The organism is Nostoc sp. JL31 (assembly GCF_017114965.1).
In the GTDB taxonomy this organism is placed as follows: domain Bacteria; phylum Cyanobacteriota; class Cyanobacteriia; order Cyanobacteriales; family Nostocaceae; genus Nostoc; species Nostoc punctiforme_A.
Map to the genome: position 1 here is coordinate 1 of NZ_JABXKO010000033.1, position 19131 is coordinate 19131.

Annotated in this window: 17 protein-coding genes and 1 pseudogene; 2 read left to right on the top strand and 16 right to left on the bottom strand. The window is 44.2% G+C overall.

From position 1 onward, the window contains the following. From HWQ43_RS05935 to HWQ43_RS05950, 4 genes and pseudogenes are all read right to left on the bottom strand, one after another. Positions 1-216 (bottom strand): oleate hydratase (locus HWQ43_RS05935; protein ID WP_292731211.1); only part of this gene is annotated, 216 nt, incomplete at its 3' end. Positions 217-277: 61 nt separating this feature from the next. Further along, positions 278-397, bottom strand: a pseudogene (locus HWQ43_RS33720) (oxidoreductase); the annotation flags it as partial. A gap of 529 nt (positions 398-926) precedes the next feature. Further along, on the bottom strand, positions 927-3623 hold the full coding sequence (locus HWQ43_RS05945; RefSeq protein ID WP_292731215.1) for a tetratricopeptide repeat protein: 2697 nt from the start codon (positions 3621-3623) through the stop codon (positions 927-929). A 75-nt stretch (positions 3624-3698) separates the two neighbouring features. Next, positions 3699-4118: a hypothetical protein gene (locus tag HWQ43_RS05950; RefSeq protein WP_292731217.1), complete on the bottom strand. Its 420-nt coding sequence runs from the start codon at positions 4116-4118 to the stop codon at positions 3699-3701. Between the two features lie 189 nt (positions 4119-4307). On the opposite strand from HWQ43_RS05950, the gene HWQ43_RS05955 reads away from it, so the two are divergent. After that, positions 4308-4997: a PD-(D/E)XK nuclease family protein gene (locus tag HWQ43_RS05955; RefSeq protein ID WP_292731219.1), complete on the top strand. Its 690-nt coding sequence runs from the start codon at positions 4308-4310 to the stop codon at positions 4995-4997. A gap of 264 nt (positions 4998-5261) precedes the next feature. Here HWQ43_RS05955 and HWQ43_RS05960 read toward each other — a convergent pair whose 3' ends face one another. The 5 genes from HWQ43_RS05960 to HWQ43_RS05980 form a co-directional block, all read right to left on the bottom strand. Next, positions 5262-5711: a type II toxin-antitoxin system VapC family toxin gene (locus HWQ43_RS05960; protein WP_292731221.1), complete on the bottom strand. Its 450-nt coding sequence runs from the start codon at positions 5709-5711 to the stop codon at positions 5262-5264. After that, a complete protein-coding gene (locus HWQ43_RS05965) occupies positions 5698-5934 on the bottom strand; it encodes a hypothetical protein (protein WP_292731223.1) in 237 nt (78 codons plus the stop codon). Before HWQ43_RS05965 ends, HWQ43_RS05960 begins: the two co-directional genes overlap by 14 nt. A gap of 94 nt (positions 5935-6028) precedes the next feature. Further along, on the bottom strand, positions 6029-6271 hold the full coding sequence (locus tag HWQ43_RS05970; RefSeq protein WP_292731225.1) for a hypothetical protein: 243 nt from the start codon (positions 6269-6271) through the stop codon (positions 6029-6031). Positions 6272-6286: 15 nt separating this feature from the next. After that, entirely contained in the window at positions 6287-7501 is a 1215-nt protein-coding gene (locus HWQ43_RS05975) for a DUF790 family protein (RefSeq protein WP_292731227.1), read from the bottom strand. Beyond that, on the bottom strand, positions 7431-9035 hold the full coding sequence (locus tag HWQ43_RS05980) for a DEAD/DEAH box helicase family protein (RefSeq protein WP_292731349.1): 1605 nt from the start codon (positions 9033-9035) through the stop codon (positions 7431-7433). Before HWQ43_RS05980 ends, HWQ43_RS05975 begins: the two co-directional genes overlap by 71 nt. 778 nt (positions 9036-9813) lie before the next feature. Between HWQ43_RS05980 and HWQ43_RS05985 the strand changes: the two genes are divergently transcribed. Beyond that, the gene (locus tag HWQ43_RS05985; RefSeq protein WP_292731229.1) at positions 9814-12501 is read left to right on the top strand and encodes a PAS domain S-box protein; all 2688 of its coding nucleotides are present in this window, start codon (positions 9814-9816) and stop codon (positions 12499-12501) included. A gap of 121 nt (positions 12502-12622) precedes the next feature. On the opposite strand, the gene HWQ43_RS05990 is transcribed toward HWQ43_RS05985, so the two are convergent. From HWQ43_RS05990 to trxA, 7 genes are all read right to left on the bottom strand, one after another. Then, positions 12623-13336, bottom strand: coding sequence for an O-methyltransferase (locus HWQ43_RS05990; RefSeq protein WP_292731231.1), 714 nt, complete (start codon positions 13334-13336; stop codon positions 12623-12625). Between the two features lie 2 nt (positions 13337-13338). Beyond that, complete coding sequence (locus tag HWQ43_RS05995; RefSeq protein WP_292731233.1) at positions 13339-14226, bottom strand: NAD(P)-dependent oxidoreductase; 888 nt, start codon at positions 14224-14226, stop codon at positions 13339-13341. Positions 14227-14370: 144 nt separating this feature from the next. After that, a complete protein-coding gene (locus HWQ43_RS06000; protein WP_292731235.1) occupies positions 14371-15660 on the bottom strand; it encodes an MFS transporter in 1290 nt (429 codons plus the stop codon). 114 nt (positions 15661-15774) lie between these two features. Then, on the bottom strand, positions 15775-16440 hold the full coding sequence (locus HWQ43_RS06005) for a nitroreductase family protein (RefSeq protein ID WP_292731237.1): 666 nt from the start codon (positions 16438-16440) through the stop codon (positions 15775-15777). Positions 16441-16565: 125 nt separating this feature from the next. Next, positions 16566-17678, bottom strand: coding sequence for an alkene reductase (locus tag HWQ43_RS06010; protein ID WP_292731239.1), 1113 nt, complete (start codon positions 17676-17678; stop codon positions 16566-16568). A gap of 164 nt (positions 17679-17842) precedes the next feature. Next, complete coding sequence (locus HWQ43_RS06015; protein ID WP_292731241.1) at positions 17843-18637, bottom strand: SDR family NAD(P)-dependent oxidoreductase; 795 nt, start codon at positions 18635-18637, stop codon at positions 17843-17845. A gap of 165 nt (positions 18638-18802) precedes the next feature. Continuing rightward, on the bottom strand, positions 18803-19126 hold the full coding sequence (trxA, locus tag HWQ43_RS06020) for a thioredoxin (RefSeq protein ID WP_012412473.1): 324 nt from the start codon (positions 19124-19126) through the stop codon (positions 18803-18805). Positions 19127-19131 lie beyond the last annotated feature (5 nt).

A 19131-nucleotide genomic window follows, 5' to 3' on the forward strand; every position in this document is an offset into this window, starting at 1 on the left:
AACTGTTTCAGGCTCAACTGTTTCAGGCTCAACTGTTTCAGGCTCAACTGTTTCACCAGGATTCCCGGTTCCATCCATACTTCCGCCCAGGAGGGGCTTTGCTTCTAGGATAAAAATATTTCCGCTAGGGAGTCTGCTGTCGCGAATCATGAAGGCGGCGGCTGCCAAAGAGCCGATACCACCACCTAACAGATAAGCATTAGATTCCTTAACCATGTCAATTAACTCCCTGACAAGTTTGCTTTAATCGTGTCTTACTTCTTTTGTCAGCCTAAATCTAAAGTTCTTGACGTGTTGGACGGATAAGGATTTCATTCACATCAACATCACTGGGCTGTTCAATAGTGTATGCGATCGCACGGGCAATGGCATCTGCATCAATAGCGATCGCTTGTCGATTTACACTTGTTTTCTAGAGTAATGTCTCCGACAGACTACGCCTACGCCAGCTTTCGGCTAATGATATACCAAAATAAATGCGTGAATTACTCAAATAAGTAAGCAAACTGGGGTTTGAGAAAGTAAAAGCTCCTTTTACTTGCGGAAAACACTAAAATGAGAAAGCAAACTCAGGTTTGAGAAAGCAAAAGCTTCTTTTGAGTAAGTCAAAGCTCATTTTGCTTGCGGAAAACACCAAAATGAGAAAGCAAACTGGGGTTTGAATAAGTAAAAGCTTATTTTGCTTGCGGAAAACACCGAAATGAGAAAGCAAACTGGGGTTTGAATAAGTAAAAGCTGCTTTTGAGAAAGTAAAAGCTCATTTTGAGTAAGTTGAATGACATTTTTACTTAGTTCAATATGAATTTTAGTTTAGGCGATACCTTTCCTTCGGAACGCTACGCGAACAGTAAGCTTCTCTTCGAGAGGCTTCGCGAACGCTAACGCCCTTTTCAGTTTTATCACGGTAAGTTTTGCACAAAACTAGCTTATTCTGGATTTGGGGGGAGGCGATCGCAAAAATATGCTAAATTTTCACGCACAGTAACAGTATTAGGATGATTTGCGCCTAACCGTCGCTGAAAAATATCTAATGCTTGCATGTACAACGGTTCGGCTTTGCTGTATCTGCCTTGGGAGTCGTACAGTAACGCTAGGTTGTTGAGGCTAGAGGCGACATCTGGATGTTCTTCTCCTAGCAGTTGACGCCCGAGTTCCAATGCTTGGATGTAAAGGGGTTCGGCTTCGTTATATTTTTCTTGATAGTAGTAGAGTACTGCTAGATTGTTGAGGCTAGTGGCGACATCTGGATGTTCTTCTCCTAGCAGCTTGCGCCTGAGCGCCAAAGCTTGGATGTAAAGGGGTTCGGCTTCGTTATATTTTTCTTGGGACTTGTAGAGTGCCGCTAGGTTGTCCTGGTTAGTGGCGACATCTGGATGTCCATCTCCGAGCAGTTGACGCCAGAGTGCCAAAGCTTGGATGTAAAGGGGTTCGGCTTCATTATATTTTTCTTGAGAGTAGTAGAGTAACGCTAGGTTGTTGAGGCTTTGTGCGAAATCTGGATGTTCATCTCCGAGCAGCTTGCGCGAGAGTGCTAAAGCTTGGATGTAAAGGGGTTCAGCTTCGCTGTATCTACCTTGGGAACGATAGAGTGACGCTAGATTGTTAAGGCTAGTGGCAACAGATGGATGTTCATCTCCAAGCAGCTTGCGCCAGAGTGCCAAAGCTTTGATGTAAAGGGGTTCGGCTTCGCTGTATCTGCCTTGGGAACAATAGAGTAACGCTAGGTTATTAAAACTTTGTGCGACATCTGGATGTTCATTTCCGAGCAGCTTGTGCCTGAGTGCTAAAGCTTGAATGTAAAGGGGTTCGGCTTCGCTGTATCTGCCTTGGGAACAATAGAGTAACGCTAGGTTATTAAAACTTTGTGCGACATCTGGATGTTCATTTCCGAGCAGCTTGTGCCTGAGTGCTAAAGCTTGAATGTAAAGGGGTTCGGCTTCGCTGTATCTGCCTTGGGAACAATAGAGTAACGCTAGGTTGTTGAGGCTAGTGGCAACAGATGGATGTTCATTTCCGAGCAGCTTGCGCCTGAGTGCTAAAGCTTGGATGCAAAGGGGTTCGGCTTCGCTGTATTTGCCTTGGGAGTAGTAGAGTAACGCTAGGTTATTAAAAATTTGTGCGACATCTGGATGGTAATCTCCGAACAGTTGACGCCAGAGTGCCAATGCTTGGATATAAAGGGGTTCGGCTTCGCTGTATCTGCCTTGAGAGTAGTAGAGATACGCTAGGTTGTTAAGGCTAGAGGCGACAGACGGATGTTCATCTCCGAGCAGCTTGTGCCAGAGTGCCAATGCTTGGATGTAAAGGGGTTCGGCTTCGCTGTATCTGCCTTGAGAGTAGTAGAGATACGCTAGGTTGTTAAGGCTAGAGGCGACAGACGGATGTTCATCTCCCAAGTGTTTTTTAGCGACTTCTAGACATTGTTTAAACCAGGGTAAAGCCTGGTTATATAAACCTTGAGCATTATAAAATGTAGCGTTGCCGTAGAAAGGCCAAAGTAAATCATCATCACTAACGTATTGAATAAGATGATTCGCTACTTCAGCTATATGAGGAATGGCGAGAGAAACGGCGGTGATTTGCTCAAGGGTGGACGAGTAAGGAATCTCCTTAGCGACTGCTACCATTACCCGGCAAAGCGATCGCTTTAATTCCTCTGCCTGTTCTAAATCTGTAAGCTTATATTGAAAAAACTCCCTTAGCAGTGGATGTAGTTGATAAATTCCCTCACCTTTGCGCTGAAGTAAATGCAGTTTCAGCAAGGTATCATCTCTAATTTCCTCTAACTCTTCCTCTGGTAGACACTGTTCCACCAACTTCCAAGATATAGGTGCGGCGGCAAATAAACTCAGCAAACAGCCAAGCTGCTTATCGCTGTCTTCTAATTCTTGCCAACTCAACTCAAAGGCTGCCAATACACCTCGTTGTGCTGTCATATCGGCTTCTGGTTTAACAAGGGCCAGTTGTTCTAGTCGCTTTTTCTCCAACCGCCGCAACATTTCTGTTAAAGATAAATCCTGTTTTCGCGCCAAATATCGCCCGACTAATTCCAAACCCAAAGGTAAATATCCCAACCACTCACACAACTGATATGCAACAGCCAATTCTTGCTCAATTCGCTCTGGTGTTTCTTTAAAAAATGACTTTAATAACTCCAGCGCTGCTTTTGGTTGCAAGACATCTAGAGATAATACCTTTATAGATGCCCCGAAGTGTTGACGCGTGGTAATCAATACTTTAAACCGAGAAGATGGCGCAGGTAAGTAAGGCTTAACTTGTTGATATTCTCCAACATCGTCTAATACTAGCAGCACATTACCCTCGCGCCAAAGCCGAAAGCAGTATTGCACTTGGGCGAGTAAATCAAAATCTTCTGGTGGGTTTAAGTCAAGTTGCATTCTGGCAAACTGTACAATTTGAATTCCCACATCTTGAGCCTTTGCCAGCAACCAGCAAATTCCACCTTTGTAAATTTCACGGTGAGCCATTGCATATTGTAAGGCCAGTTCTGTTTTACCCAGTCCACCCATGCCAGCGATCGCCGCAATTACCACCTGATTATTTTTTTGCAACATCTCATGCAGGTTTTGCAATTCAGTTTCACGTTCAACAAACTTCACCACGCCACTCAGGGGTAAATTTTGCGGTGTTTCAGTAGAGGGATTTAACTTTACCTGTTCCCCAACAGGCGGGTACAGTCAGAAGTTATTAGTACCAGTGAAAGTATTTCCCTGAAAGACGTTTTTAATAGAGTCAGCCAACTTTGTAGAATTAATAATACCTGCTGGTTGCGAGTTTAGGTCATTTGCTAACGCCTGGACTTTCGGCGCTTGGGGATCAGCATTTGCGGCTGCTTCCATTTCTCGCACAGATTGAGCAATTTCACTATCTGCATCTGCTGCTGCTTTTAACTCCAGCACTGCTTTGCCATAATCTAACGGCTGCTGTGTTGCATCCGCTAGCAAAGGTAACTTATTTTTATTATGTAGCTGTTCGATTAACTCACGACTTTTGTCTAATGCAGCTTCCCCAAGCTTTTCGCCAGTTTTTTCTAGAGCTTTAGTTAAAACTATAGTAGCGATCGCAGTTGCAACTGCTGTTAATGTTACAGGTTCCATAATTTAGTAATAAAATACGACATCCCGCGGGGAAATGCAAATGCAGTTCTGTCTATTTCGGAAATATATCACACATATTTAGCTAATAAGCACTGTAACAAACCCCTACCGCAGCCCTATTCCTTACAATGGAATGGGGTTTTATTCACTTTCCTTCTTGAGGGAATCTCAAAGTCAACATACCAACTGATGCATAATACCCAATTGTTACCACGCATTAATGCCACAGCCAAAAGAGAAAATGGTAAACAATATTATGTAGATGCCAAGGGAAATCGTTTACCCAGCGTTACTACAATACTTAATGCCACCAAATCACAAGCAGATAGAGACAGATTATTAAACTGGAAAGCGCGTGTTGGTACAGAAGAAGCTACCCGCATTACTACATCTGCTAGCCGTCGGGGAACCCAAACACACAAACAAATTGAGCGCTACCTTCTTGGACAAAACCCTGTTTGTCCCGAAGCGAGTCGCCCTTATTGGGAGAGTATCAAGCCAGTTTTAGAAAAAATCGACACAGTTAGACTTGTGGAAGGCTCAGTTTTTCATCATGATTTGAGTTATTCTGGCAAAGTTGATTGTATTGCCAGCTATCAAGGTATTCCCTGTATTTGCGAGTGGAAAACAGCAGACAAACCCAAAGGTTCAATTGAGCATTTATATGAACATCCACTACAACTTACGGCATACATAGGAGCAGCTAACGAATATTATCAAGATTACGGTATTCAGCTAAAGCACGCTCTGTTAGTAATAGCGATTCCAGAAATGCCAGCAGAGGTATTTTGGTTTGAATCAGCAGTTATCAAAGATTATTGGGAGCAGTGGGAAAAAAGAGTCGCCCAGTTTTGGGAACGCAGAAGTGTTTGGGGTTAGTCAGTAGGATTGCATAATTAACGAAATTGGAACCCTACTTCCATTCAATACGGTTCAGTTAAGGCTAAAATCGTTTGTCAAAGTCAATTTTTTTAACGAACCGCCAAGGACGCCAAGGACGCAAAGAGAAGGAAGAAATGCTTAACCCAAGCGTATTGCACTTCCATTCTTCTCCCCGAAAGGTCGAGAGACTTTGATTCTTGCTCCCCAACGCTAGTAGGGAACGGGTTGGGGGTTAGGTTTGAGATAAAGTCGCACACGGCGTTAACCTTGTAATGGCAAGAAAGTAATTAACCCAGAAAATCTTGCAAAATCGCCTATGTTGTGAGTGAGTAATTGAGGAATACCATAAATTAGCATTTTGGCGACGATATTTGCATCATGAACTTGCTTACCACCGCTAGGAATTTCCTCCATGAGTGTTAGTAACCTTTCTGTCACTAGCAAATTATCTTCAAGCAAGCGAAAATAACTAGCAAAATACCGTACATCTGTCACTAAAGATGTAATAGGAATATTCCCGGTTAAGTCGCCTCCTCTTGTCATTGCTGCCAAATATTCTCTTAAAGTTTGGCGACTAATCCATAAATCAATACCTTGTTCCGCAAGTGCTTGCAGTCGTTCTGTCGCTTGTACATGAAATGGCGACAAGGCTAGATTTGGATAAACTAAAATATTCGTATCGATGAATACAGAGTTATTAGTCGTTTGCATAAAGGTCTTCTCTGCGGAAAGTTAAACTTTCCGAGACTAATCCTACAGGATAGGCGGAAAATTTGAGAGGCGCTTTCTTTTCTTTCTTCTCCGTTTCCTCAGTCAAAAGCTTTTCATCAATTACTATTACCACCTGATGTTCACCTTCTGGAATATCCAATGGTAACTGCGCTGTAATTTTACCATCTTTTGTAACTGTAGTAATTGTTTCTATAGTTTTCATAGTATTTCTATTAGATTAATACATCACTACTTGGTAAAAGCGATATTCAGACACATTTGCATACACTAAGATGTTCGTGTCTAGAAAAACAGGATCACCGCCCCCAATCACCATACATATCCTCGCGTCTTAAAGAAAGATTCTCAGGCCAATAACCATAATTATCTACAGGGAAGTTTAGAGGAGGACGCTTTTGTTTGCTCTCTGGTTTCTCTACCACAGGCTTTTCATCAATTACTATCACCACCTGATGCTCACCCTCTGGAATATCCAATGGTAATTGGGCTGTAATCTTACCATCTTTTGTAACTGTGGCAATTGTTTCTATACTTTTCATCTTATTCCTCCTTAATCAATCCATTACAGCTAACACAGCTTTCGGCAATAACTTATCTTTAAACCAAACAATTCTGGCGGGGACATCATTTAATTTTACTCCCGCTTTTTCTAAATTAAGTCGCTCGGAAATTGCTAAAATTAAGTCATCACGTCCAGCCCGTCGCACCTGAGAAAACTTTTTTTGTAAATATTCTGGTCGCCAATAACCAACAATTTCTAATAAAAAGGTACGCCCATCAGCATGAACTAAGCGAAAATCGGGAATCATCACACTACCAGGAATCGGTATCAAATCAACTTCTCGCTCTAATGCCCAACCACTTTTCAACGCATCCCATTTATCTGCAAAGGATGCTTCTAGCATACTATCGTAGGGCTTTCCTGGTGGATAATGGGATACCAAACCACATTCAGAATTGAGAGTAAAACGTCCAGTTTTCCAAGTATTTGTATAAGCATCACGGGTTTGGAGAATCGACGAAAGACTCCATTTAGTAACGTGAAGTAAAGCCGGAATAAGTTTAGCGATCGCTAACCCATATCGCGTACTAGGATTAAATAAACTCGTCGGCCCATCAATGGTAATTGTAAACCCGTGGTCAGCATCACCTTCAATATAAGCCATCAATTGAAACAACTTTAAATAGCGAAATAACAGCTTATATTCACCCGGAACATTCCGATGAGCATTTAACACTAGTTGACTGGCCTTATAAAACACACCCTGCACCTGAGATAAGTTATATCGATTTAATAAATCTGGCGCTGTTGGTGCATCAAAAACAGTCAAAATCTTATTTTCAGATAAATCAGCGTATAATCCATTCCGAACCTGTTCTAATAAAACTTCTCGCTCAAGTTCTTGAGTTAATTCATCAGCAATTTTACCCAGAGTAACTTGTGTAGATTCTCGACTAGAAACAGACTTTGCAGCCAGAGAAAATACCCGTTCTCTTAACATCTGTGGTTCCAAAGGACTAACCACCTCAAAAGTGCAAAAACTACTTTTGAGAATATAAGCTAACCCCCGCTTCACCCGATAATCTGTAGAATCTCCTTCAAAATCAGTCAGTTGTCGCTCAAGCACACCTTGAGTCTTCCCCACTGCTGATTGAAAATAATTAATTAACTCAATCGCCAACTCCGAAGTTTTTTGATCAATCTTCAGTCTCTTCGGAATAATCTCCTCCCCGTTTTGGCGATGCATCAGTAAGTCTGTCGGTAACATCTGCTGAATTTTGGATTTTAGATTTTGGACTTCCGGTTGAATAATTAATTTCTAACTGTTCCGCCGCCTTCAAACTCCTTTCCTTCCCACTCCCATACACAACCTGTAACTTCCCTTTCCTCTCCTCTTCCTCTCTGCGTCCTCCGCGTCTTGGCGGTTCGTCTTTCCTCTCCCCTCTCCGCCTAGCCGAAGTCCCCTCCTCACTCGTATCCTCCGCCACCACCTCATATAAAATCGCCTGCTTATTCTCAATATTCCCCTTCCGTAAAATCCTCCCCAAGCGCTGAGTATACTCCCTAGCCGAACCCGTCCCCGATAAAATAATTGCAACAGTTGCCGCCGGCACATCAACCCCTTCATTCAACACATGAGAAGCAACCAAAGTATTATATTTACCCTCTCGAAACTTTGTTAATATCTCATGCCGTTCTTTCACAGGAGTTTGATGAGTAATTGCCGGAATTAGCAACTCTTGAGAAATGCGATAAACCGTTGTATTATCAGCAGTAAAAATCAAAATTCTCGCCGGATAATGTTCTGCCAATAAATCAATCAAAATTCGCAACTTTCCATCAGTACCCAAAGCGATATCTTTCGCTTCTCGATGCGCTAACATAGCCCTACGTCCAGATTGCGATCGCGCGCTCATTTGCACGAACATTTGCCAACCTTGCAAACTCCCCAAAGAAATTTTCGATTGTTTCAAAAAGTCATTGCGAGTTTGAATTAATTGGTTGTATCTTTCCCGTTCAAGTTGCGATAACTTTACCTTAATTTGGACAATTTCATGCTCTGCTAACGCCTTCCCCGCCAAATCTTCAGCGCGTTTGCGATATACTTCTTGACCAATGAGGATATTTAAATCAGCGTGTTTACCATCGGTGCGTTCCGGTGTCGCAGAGAGTCCCAGACGATAAGGTGCGATCGCATATTCGGCAATTACCCGATTAAAATCTGTGGGTAAATGATGACATTCATCAAAAACAATCAACGCATATTGATTTCCCAACGTTTCGGCGTGAATTGCGGCACTATCATAAGTTGCAACTAAAATTGCCGTTCTATCCCGCGAACCACCTCCCAGCAATCCCACTTCAGCATCGGGGAAAGCCGCGACTAAATGTGCATACCACTGATGCATTAAATCCAAAGTTGGGACTACAATCAGCGTCGTCCGTGGCGTTGATTGCATCGCCATTTGAGCTAAATAAGTCTTTCCCGCCGCCGTGGGAAGCACAACAACTCCTTGTCTACCCGCCTGTTTCCAAGCCGCTAACGCCTCAGTTTGATGGGGATAGGGTTCCATTTCCAAAGTGGGAACCAAATCTACAGGATAAAATTGCTTGGCCTCATCGATAAAATTCACATCTTCCGCTTGTAGTGCTTCTACTAGCGATCGATATCTAATTGCGGGAATGCGGAATTTTTCAACTCTATCATCCCACGTAGCATAATCCATCCAACCTTTGCCGCGTGGTGGTGGATGCAAAATTAATGTGCCACGATCAAAATTTAATGTAGGGGTACGAGCCATGAGTATTGGGCATTGGGCATTGGGCATTGGGCATGGGGGATTGGGCATTGGTAATTTTTCCATTCGCCATGCCCCATTCCCTAGTCTATTGATTACTAATAACGCAAAAAGTGCATGATTCATCAAACTAATTCCGACAAAACCCAATTAGATGCGCTCATTAGTCACTGAATGTCCCATCGGCAAACCAACAATAACCTGTCCGAATCCTACAAAGAATAGCGACAGAGCTTTTTGCTGAAACGGTTGCAATTGCAGGTGTAGATTATATTAATAGCTGGCTTAACTTTAATTGCTTTTTTTCTTTGGGTAAATTCACATCTAGAAGATAAGAATATACGCATTCAAAATTTTGATTGTAGTAGAATTATTTACTCTTATTTGTTGGGGCTTATGCAAAACTCCTATCAAGGATTATATTTTTTTTGGACTTGCATAATCCGACTACTGAGTTCTGAATTCGTCTTAATAAATCTCTACTGTTTGATAGAGACTCAAAAATAAAACATATATAATTAGAGCGGTAATTATCAGAGTCTTGAACTTTTTTAAATCTAAGATTTACTACTTTAGATAGATTAGCAGCAAGTAACTTCTTGGGTATGTATTTTTCCGATGCATAATTAAGTGTTGAGCGATTGCTACGACGGGCTGTGACGCTCGATGACTCGCTAACGCCCTTGGCGTCTCCCTTGGGAGAAGACTCGCTAAGGCTTCACATTTTCTGGCTAATTTTGGGAATAATCCTTTAGCTAGCTGCATAAAAGGAGAAGCCACATTGAGAGGAACACGTTCCCTTCTAGCACCTTATGCTGTGGCACTATTGGCTGTTGGTAGCGTATTGCTATTAACACTATTGCTACAGCCACTACTGAAACCAAGTATTTTCCTGCTGTTTTTTGCTGCCGTGGCGGTTAGTGCCTGGTATGGCGGCATGGAAGCAGGGTTACTGGCTACTGCTTTGTCTACTTTAGCCGTCAGCTACTTTTTCTTAGAACCAGTATTTTCGCTCTTGGTTGCCAGTCTAGACAATATACTGCGTTTAGGCTTGTTTGTGCTGGTGACAACAATTATTAACTTGCTGAACTTAGAATTACGCACTGCCAAACAACATCTTCAAATGAGTTTGCAGAAACTACAGTTGAGCGAGACAAAATTTAGAAGGTTGGTAGAGTCCAACATTATTGGGGTAGTTGTAGCCAAAATGGACGGGGCGATGCCTACGGCGGGCTACGCCTACGCAGAGGCTAATGATGCTTTTTTAGGAATGGTAGATTATTCGCAGGAGGATTTGCTAGCAGGGCGAGTCAGATGGCGCGAGATGATCCCACCAGAATATATTGAAACTAACAACAGTGCGATTGCAGAACTCACAACTAAAGGCGTGTGTCAGTCTTTTGAGAACGAATACATCCGCAAAGATGGTAGTCGCGTTCCCATCCTGTTAGGTTCTGCTTTGTTAGAAAATAACCAAAATGATATTATTTCTTTTGTGATTGATTTAAGCAAACGCAAACAAGTAGAACTCGCCCTTGCCAAAAGCGAAGAACGCTACCGCACTTTTTTAGAGCAGAGTTCAGAAGGTATTTGGTGCATCGAACTAGAAGTACCAATTTCAGCAGATTGTCCAGAAGATGAACAAATTCAACATTTTTACCAATATGTTTACCTGGCAGAATGCAACAATGTTATGGCACAGATGTATGGCTGTTATCGTGCCGAAGAAATTATCGGTGTCAGATTAGGAGACTTTCTTGTTGCCTCCGATCCACATAATATTGCATACCTGCGTAACTTTATACGTTCTAACTACCGACTAATAGATGCCGAGTCCCATGAAATAGATAAGCAAGGTAATTCCAAATATTTTTTGAATAATCTGGTGGGAATTGTCGAAAATGGGCTTTTAGTTAGAGCGTGGGGAACTCAACGCGACATCACAGAACACAAGCAAGCAGAAGCAGCACTCCGTCAACGAGAAGATGAACTGCGTCTAATTACCAATGCTGTGCCCGCCAAGATTTCTTATGTTGATAGTCAGCAGCGTTATCGCTTTAATAATAAAGAATATGAAGACTGGTTTGGGCTTCCTACTTCCGAAATTTATGGTAAACACATTAGAGAAATTGTCGGAGAATCTGTTTATCAGTCAATTCTTCCTTATATAAAAGCGGTACTTTCAGGAGAAAAAGTAACTTACGAAACCCAAGTACCCGATAAAGATGGCACAAACCATTACCTAAATATTACTTACGTTCCCCAGTTCAGTCACCAGGGAAAAGTTGAAGGATTTGTTGCCCTAATCACAGATATTACACTTCATAAGTTAGCAGAAGCATCTCTCAAACAAAGCGAGAAACGTTTAAAGACACTCACGGAAAAAGTCCGTGTGATTCCTTGGGAGGTAAATGCCACTACTGGGAATTTTACTTATGTAGGGCCACAAACTGTTGAGATTCTTGGCTATCCATTGTCAGACTGGTACACCGATAATTTCTGGGCAAAAAATATGCATCCAGAAGATCGGGAGTGGGCTATTCAGTATTGCCAAGAATCTTCTCTATCACTAAATAATTATGAATTTGAATACAGAATGTTGGCTGCTGATGGCAGAGTTGTTTGGCTGTATGACATTGTAAATGTGGTGCGGGATGAAAATGGGCCACAGCTACTGCATGGATTCATGATTGATATTAGCGATCGCAAGCAAGCAGAGCAAGAACGCGAAGAACTGCTTAAACGCGAACAAGCAGCACGCGCCGATGCCGAAACTGCAAACCGCATGAAGGATGAGTTTCTCGCCACACTCTCCCACGAACTCCGTACACCGCTCAACGCTATACTAGGCTGGACACAGCTACTTAGAACGCGCAAATTCGATCAAGCTACTACTGGTCGCGCACTAGAGACAATTGAACGTAATACTAGATCCCTGACACAACTAATTGAAGATGTTCTTGATGTGTCACGTATTATTAGAGGCACACTTCATTTAAGTACGGATCGGGTAGAAATTGTACCACTTGTAGAAGCGGCAATCGATACTGTGTACCCAGCAGCCCAGGCTAAAGAGATTAGTATTAAGTGTAGATTCGACCCAAAAGTAGAGGTAGTTGTGGGCGATGCCAACCGTTTGCAACAGGTTGTGTGGAATTTGCTCTCCAATGCCGTCAAGTTTACACCCAAGGGCGGCAGAGTTGATGTGCAATTAGAGTGCATTGAATCTTGCGTGCAAATTCGGGTGAGTGATACGGGAGCAGGAATTGCTGCGGAATTTCTACCCCATGTATTTGAACGTTTTCGTCAAGCTGACAGTTCCAGCACGCGATCGCATGGAGGATTAGGATTAGGGTTAGCGATCGTCCGCCACTTGGTAGAATTACACGGTGGCACAGTCTCGGCCGAAAGTCCAGGAATTGGACAGGGGGCGACATTCGTTGTCAGTCTGCCAATGAAAGCTATTTAGGGGGCAGAGGGGCAGAGGGGCAGGGGGGATTCGACCCCGATGATTTTGAGCTACTGAACTTCTGTACTCTGCGGGAAGCTGACACAACAGTGAACAGTGAGGCTCTCATCTCATCTTCAGATTATTCGTCGGCGGTGACGATCGCGATCGCAAAGCCGTCGTATCCTTTGCTACCTACGGTCTGGATTGCTGTGGCACTGACGCGTGGCTCAGAAGCAAGCAGTTCGTTGAAGCGGCGCACTCCCTGAACGCTAGGATCGTTGCTGGCAGTATCAATCACTGCTCCGTTACGCACAACATTATCAGCGACGATTAGGCTACCGCGACGGGAAAGCTGGAGCGCCCACGCGAAGTATTCGGGATTGCTTGGCTTGTCAGCATCAATGAAGATCAGGTCAAATGGGCCGTGACCCTCGGCGGCAATCTGTGGCAGTGTAGAAAGCGCCTGTCCAAGCCGGAGATCAACAATATCGGACAAACCAGCGTGGGCGATATTGGTACGAGCAATTTCGGCGTGCTTTGGGTTTGCCTCCAGCGTGATTAGACGGCCATCGCTGGGTAACGCCCGCGCTAGCCAGATTGTGCTGTAGCCGCCCAGTGTGCCAATTTCCAGGATGCTTCGCGCTCCTTGGATTTGCGCCAACAGCAACAGCAGCTTGCCCTGATTCGGCGAAACATTGTGCGGCGGTAATCCGGCGGCGGCGCTAGTCTGGAGCGCTCTATCCAGTGCGGGGTCTGGCGGCACTAGCAGATCGGTAAAGTAACGATCGACCGCAGTCCATTGTTCTTGAGTCATAGATTCTCGCTTTTTACCCCATCTATAAAAAATACTCAAGATTAGGTGTCGGAAATTGCTTCATTGGAGAGGATTGTAATGATTTCATCCAAGGGGCGATCGCGATTAGACTCTTCTGGTGTTTCTTTACCCAAGGAGGTGTCTTTCACCAAACGGTAAACGTCTGCTGCTCCGTCAAAAATGCGCTCAGTTAGACCCAACTCTTTAAAGGTTTCTGCAATCTCTTCCATTTCTCCTACCCAACGATGGGCTTTCGGTGTCATCGCTGGAATGGAACGGGTTAAAATGCTAGCAAGTTCTTTTTGACTACTAGACACTTCATCCCATAATTCTTTATCCAAACCTAAACGATGGGCTGCAATTAGTAATTCTGTGCCGATTGCTGTAAGTCCTTTTGTCAGGGCTGCGTAAGACATTTTCAACCCGGAAGCCTGACCAATTTCCTCACCAATCACCCGCACATCTAAGCCATAATCTCGCAGTTGTAGGAGTTGATTTGCTTGTTTTCCGGAAGTGTAAATGCGGGTGCGATTGGGAACTCGCGGCGGTGGGCCAATAATTGATGCATCTATAAATGTTCCCCCAACTGATTCAATGAGTTGACCGATATTTATAACTTTTTGCGGTGCGATCGCATTACAGTCAACGTAGAGAATGGATTTACCCACATTGCCTATCGCCTCAGCTACTTGCTTCGCTGCTTGGGTAGCCGCTGCGGGGACTAGAACTGACAGCACCACATCAGATTCAATTACTAGTTGTGTGAGGGAACCCACATCTTGGATGTTGGCTGCGGCTGCTAATTGCCGAGTTCGTTCGCTGCGATCGTCTAGGGCGGCAATAGTTTTCAATCCATGTTGATTGAGAACAGCTGCGATCGCTTGTCCCATATCACCCGGACTTAAAATACCAATAGTTTGGATAGGCATGGAAAGTCTTATATTTACTTTGTGGCTGACAAGTTAATTCAGGTAATTGAGTCGTCAACAAAATACTTTAACCTGATAGAGCTACCGTACTATATCAAACCACGGATAAGCTTAACAAGCAAGTTATTAGGACTTACGCAGACTCTACGAATTCTTCTGTACGAGATAATTACTCTTAGTGGGAGTTTGACCAATTTGCAATACACAAACTGCGGCAATCAGACAGAGAACGCCTGATAAAATAAATGCTTGTAAATAACTACCCGTCCAAGTTCTCAACACTCCGGCTCCGAATGCTGCTGTGGCTGCACCAAGCTGGTGTCCTGCGACAATCCAACCGAACATCACGCCGACATTTTCTTTACCGAAGATGTTGGCAACAAGACGGACTGTCGGTGGTACGGTAGCAATCCAATCAAGTCCATAGAAGACGGCGAAAATGGAAAGTCCATAGAAGGAAAAGTTAAAACTGAAGGGCAAGAAAATCAAAGATAAACCCCGCAGCCCGTAGTACCAGCACAATAAGTAACGATTGTTCCAACGGTCAGATAGCCAACCGGACATAGTAGTTCCAAAAAAATCGAATAGTCCCATGATTGCCAAAAGCCCAGCAGCCTTGACTTCCGGGATACCGTGGTCAATACAAGCAGGAATTAGATGAGTTCCAATTAACCCATTTGTGCTTGCGCCACAGATAAAAAAGCTACCAAATAACAGCCAGAAGTCTCGATTACGCATTCCTAGCCAGAGGGCGTTAAGAGTGGAGGCGATGGAATTGACTTTGGGCTGTAACACTTCCACAGTTTCGCTGTTGTCGCCAAAGGCTCGCAAACCGACATCCGCCGGACGATCGCGCATAAAGGCTGCGATCGCTGGAATAATTAGGAGTGCTGCACCAGTAAGAGCCAGAGCCGCAGTTCGCCACCCAAAGCGATCGGCCATTGAGGCTAGTATCGGCAGAAACACTAGTTGTCCCGTGGCTGTACTAGCGGTTAAGATGCCCAGAACTAGACCCCGCTTTTCCAAAAACCAGCGATTGACGACAATAGCACCCAAAACCAGGGCGATAACTCCGCTACCACTACCGACAACTACACCCCACAGCAAGACTAGTTGCCAGGAAGCAGACATTAAAGTGGTTAAACCGACACCCAGCGCAATGATGGCAAATGAGAATACCATCATCCGACGAATGCCGATTCGCTCCATAACTGTGGCAGCAAAAGGGCCAATCAATCCGTAGAGTACTAAGTTAATGGAGATTGCCAAAGATATAGTTGCTCTACTCCAGCCAAACTCTTGTTCGAGAGGCACTATAAAAACTCCAGGAGCAGAGCGGATTCCGGCTGCCACCAGCAAGGCTAGGAATGTTAAACCAGCTACGATCCAGCCATAGTGGAACGAACGACGTGCTAGGAAGGAGGGTAAGGACATGGTGTGGAGGGGAGCGGGGGAGCAGGGGAGCGGGGAGCAGGGGGGCAGGGGAGAAGTTGCAGTAGGTTTTTCCCCTCTGCCTCTTCTAATGCGTCATTCCCAATTTAGGGAAAGCTACCCTGCATAAGGATTACCGATTCTGTCTACAGAGACGTTGGAGGAAAATGGCAAACGACCGGGATTTAAGCGTGGTTCAGCTGCATAGCCAACAGGAACTAAAACAGCGATCGCTAAATCTGGATTATCTCCTGCACCAATCACTTGTTTTACCTGATTCTCAATCCAACCGTTCATAAAACAAGTGGATAATCCCAGACTTTCTGCTGCTAACACCAAATGGGTAGCAGCAATGATGGCATCTTTGATGGCATATTCGCGTCGCTTCTCGCCCAGCGATGCTTGAAATTGCGGAACGGCGGTTTTAAAGTAGTTTACCGTACCTTCATTCCATGCCCCAGTTTCGATTCCCTGCTCTAGAATTGGGGCCAAGTTTTGTTCGCCTGCGTTAGGGTCGGCAGCAAAAACAAAGGTTACAGGTGCTTGAACAATTTGCTGTTGATTAAAAGATGCCGCTGACAATGCTGCCTTTTGCGCTTCATCTTGCACAAGAATAATTTGCCAGTCCTGGATATTATAGCTGCTGGGTGCAGCCACGGTTAACTCTACTAGTTGCTTAAGCAGTTCTGGGGTGATGGGGTCTGTTTTAAAAGTTTTGATAGAACGACGTTGAGCGATCGCACTGGGTACATCTAAAGGTTGGGTTTGGATGATAGAACTCATGAGATTCTCCTGATAGTTGGATTATGACCAAATAATTCGTAATTAGCATACAAGCGAATTTATTTATTCATGAAACAAAAACAAAAATTATTCGCAAGGGACAATTACGAATTACAAATTACGAATTACGCATTAGCTACTGCTTCACTAGCAGGCGACCAAAATGGATAGTCTGTATATCCTTTTTCATCGCCGCCATAAAAGCTTGCTTGATTTGGTTCATTTAGTGGTGCATTCAAAGCCAAGCGTCGGGGTAAATCGGGATTTGATATAAATAATGTGCCAAAGGCAACTAAATCTGCGCCTTTATTTGCCAGCACTGCATCGCCTTTTTCACGAGTATAACCACCATTGACGATGAGAGTACCTGTAAAGTGATCGCGTATATGACTAGTGGCTACTATTGTCCCGCCATGTCTAATATCTGCCTCTGTTGCCTCATAAATATGCAGATATGCCAAATTAAACTGGTTCAACGCTTGAGCGGCATAACCGAATGTCTCCAGAGGATTAGAGTCACCTATATCGTTAAAAGTCCCACTGGGAGAAAAACGTACCCCAACTCGGTTAGAATCCCACACACTAGTTACCGCCTCTGTCACCTCCAACAGGAATCGGGCACGATTCTCAATAGAACCTCCATATTTGTCTGTACGTTGATTCGTACCATCCCGGAGAAACTGATCTATTAAATAACCATTAGCCGCGTGAATTTCCACGCCATCAAACCCAGCGGCTAGGGCATTTGCCGCTCCCTGACGGTACTGTTCGACGATCTGCGGTATTTCCGATGTTTCTAAAGCACGGGGAGTAACGAAAGGTTTTGGCCCTTCAAAAGTTGAGGCATCACCTTTAGGAGCAATGGCAGAAGGTGCTACAGGTAAAACTCCATTCGGTTGTAGATCGGGGTGAGAAATCCTGCCTACGTGCCATAGTTGCAGAAAAATTCTGCCGCCGTGCTGATGTACGGCATCTGTTACTAACTTCCATCCCTCCACCTGTTCTGGTGAATGAATTCCTGGTGTCGCGGGATAGCCTTGTCCTTCAGGAGTTACCTGTGTTGCTTCAGAAATAATCAGTCCGGCGGAAGCACGTTGGACGTAGTAAGTAGCATTCAGTTGGTGTGGTACGTTTCCCTCACCTGCCCGGTTTCGGGTTAAGGGTGCCATCACTATCCGGTTAGGTAGTTCCAGATTTCCTAATTGGTAAGGAGAGAATAAGTTGATCTCAGTAGTCATGTCGCTTCGCTCCAATTCAAAATTCAAAATTCAAAATTCAAAATTTGGAACCCCACATGTGCAAGTTCGGGAGAATAAGGAAAGAGTTTTCCCCATACCCAATTTTGCGTGCAGCGCATTACAGCTATTTCAAGTAAATAGACTATGCGGTTGTGGTTCAAATACTAAACAATCGACCGAATAACGCCACCATCTACCCGCAAAGCTGCACCATTTGTTGCTGATGCTACGGGGCTAGAAAGGTAAACTACGATCGCTGCTACTTCTTCATTAGTTGCAAAGCGTTTGATTAGGGAACTTGGACGCACATTTTGAAAAAACTCCGCTTCAACTCGATCGGGACTAATACCACGTTCCTGTGCCAGGTTGGTGATAAACTCTTCAACTCCTTCTGAACGAGTTGGCCCTGGGAGGACGGAGTTTACTGTAACTCCAGTTCCCACAGTCATTTCTGCTAGACCTCTGGCAATAGCTAGCTGCGCCGTCTTAGTTGTGCCGTAGTGAATCATTTCCACTGGGATCTGAATAGCAGATTCGCTGGAGATAAAAATTATCCGCCCCCAGTTTTGCTCTAGCTGCTTTTGCAGATATTGCCGACTCAAACGGACTCCACTGAGGACGTTAACCTCAAATATCTTTAACCAGTCTTCATCAGTAATATCAAAGAAGGTTTTTGGCTCATAAATACCCACATTGTTTATGAGTATATCAACGTGAGGAACCTCTTGAATGAGTTTCTCTACCCCCGATGCAGTGGCTGTGTCAGCAACAACACCAGAAACTTTTGCGTCGGGTGTAGAATGCTTAATTTTAGCGATCGCTTGAGCTACTCTTTCTTCAGACCGACCGTTGACAATCACTGATGCACCCTCTTGAGCTAGCCCAAGAGCGATCGCCAAACCAATACCTGCGGTTGAGCCACTGACCAGGGCGGATTTACCATGCAATTTCAAGTCCATTTCGCTCTTTCCCCATTAGTTGAAACAGAATTCAGAATTCAGGAGCAAAGCCGGAGACGCTCCGCCTCCGGTCAGAAGTTAGGAGTCAGGAGTCTTATGTATTTGGACTCCTGGCTCCCTCTAGAGAAGACTGCAAACTAAATACATCTCACAATAGTACCTAGATTAAAGATGCTGTGCTAAGGTCTTATTCAAGGTAGTTTTTGGAACCGCCCCTACGACAGTATCGACCTGGCGACCTCCTTTAAAAACCATCAATGTCGGAATGCTGCGAATTCCATAGTGGCTAGCGACAGTAGGATTTTGATCTGTGTTCAACTTCACAAATTTCACCTGTCCTTCGTATTCAGCAGCAACTTCATCGACGACTGGGCCAACCATCCGGCAAGGGCCGCACCACGGTGCCCAAAAGTCCACTAATACCGGAATTTCACTTTCCAAGACTTCTTGCTTAAATGTGGCTTCTGTGACGTTTGTAATGGATGACATAAATT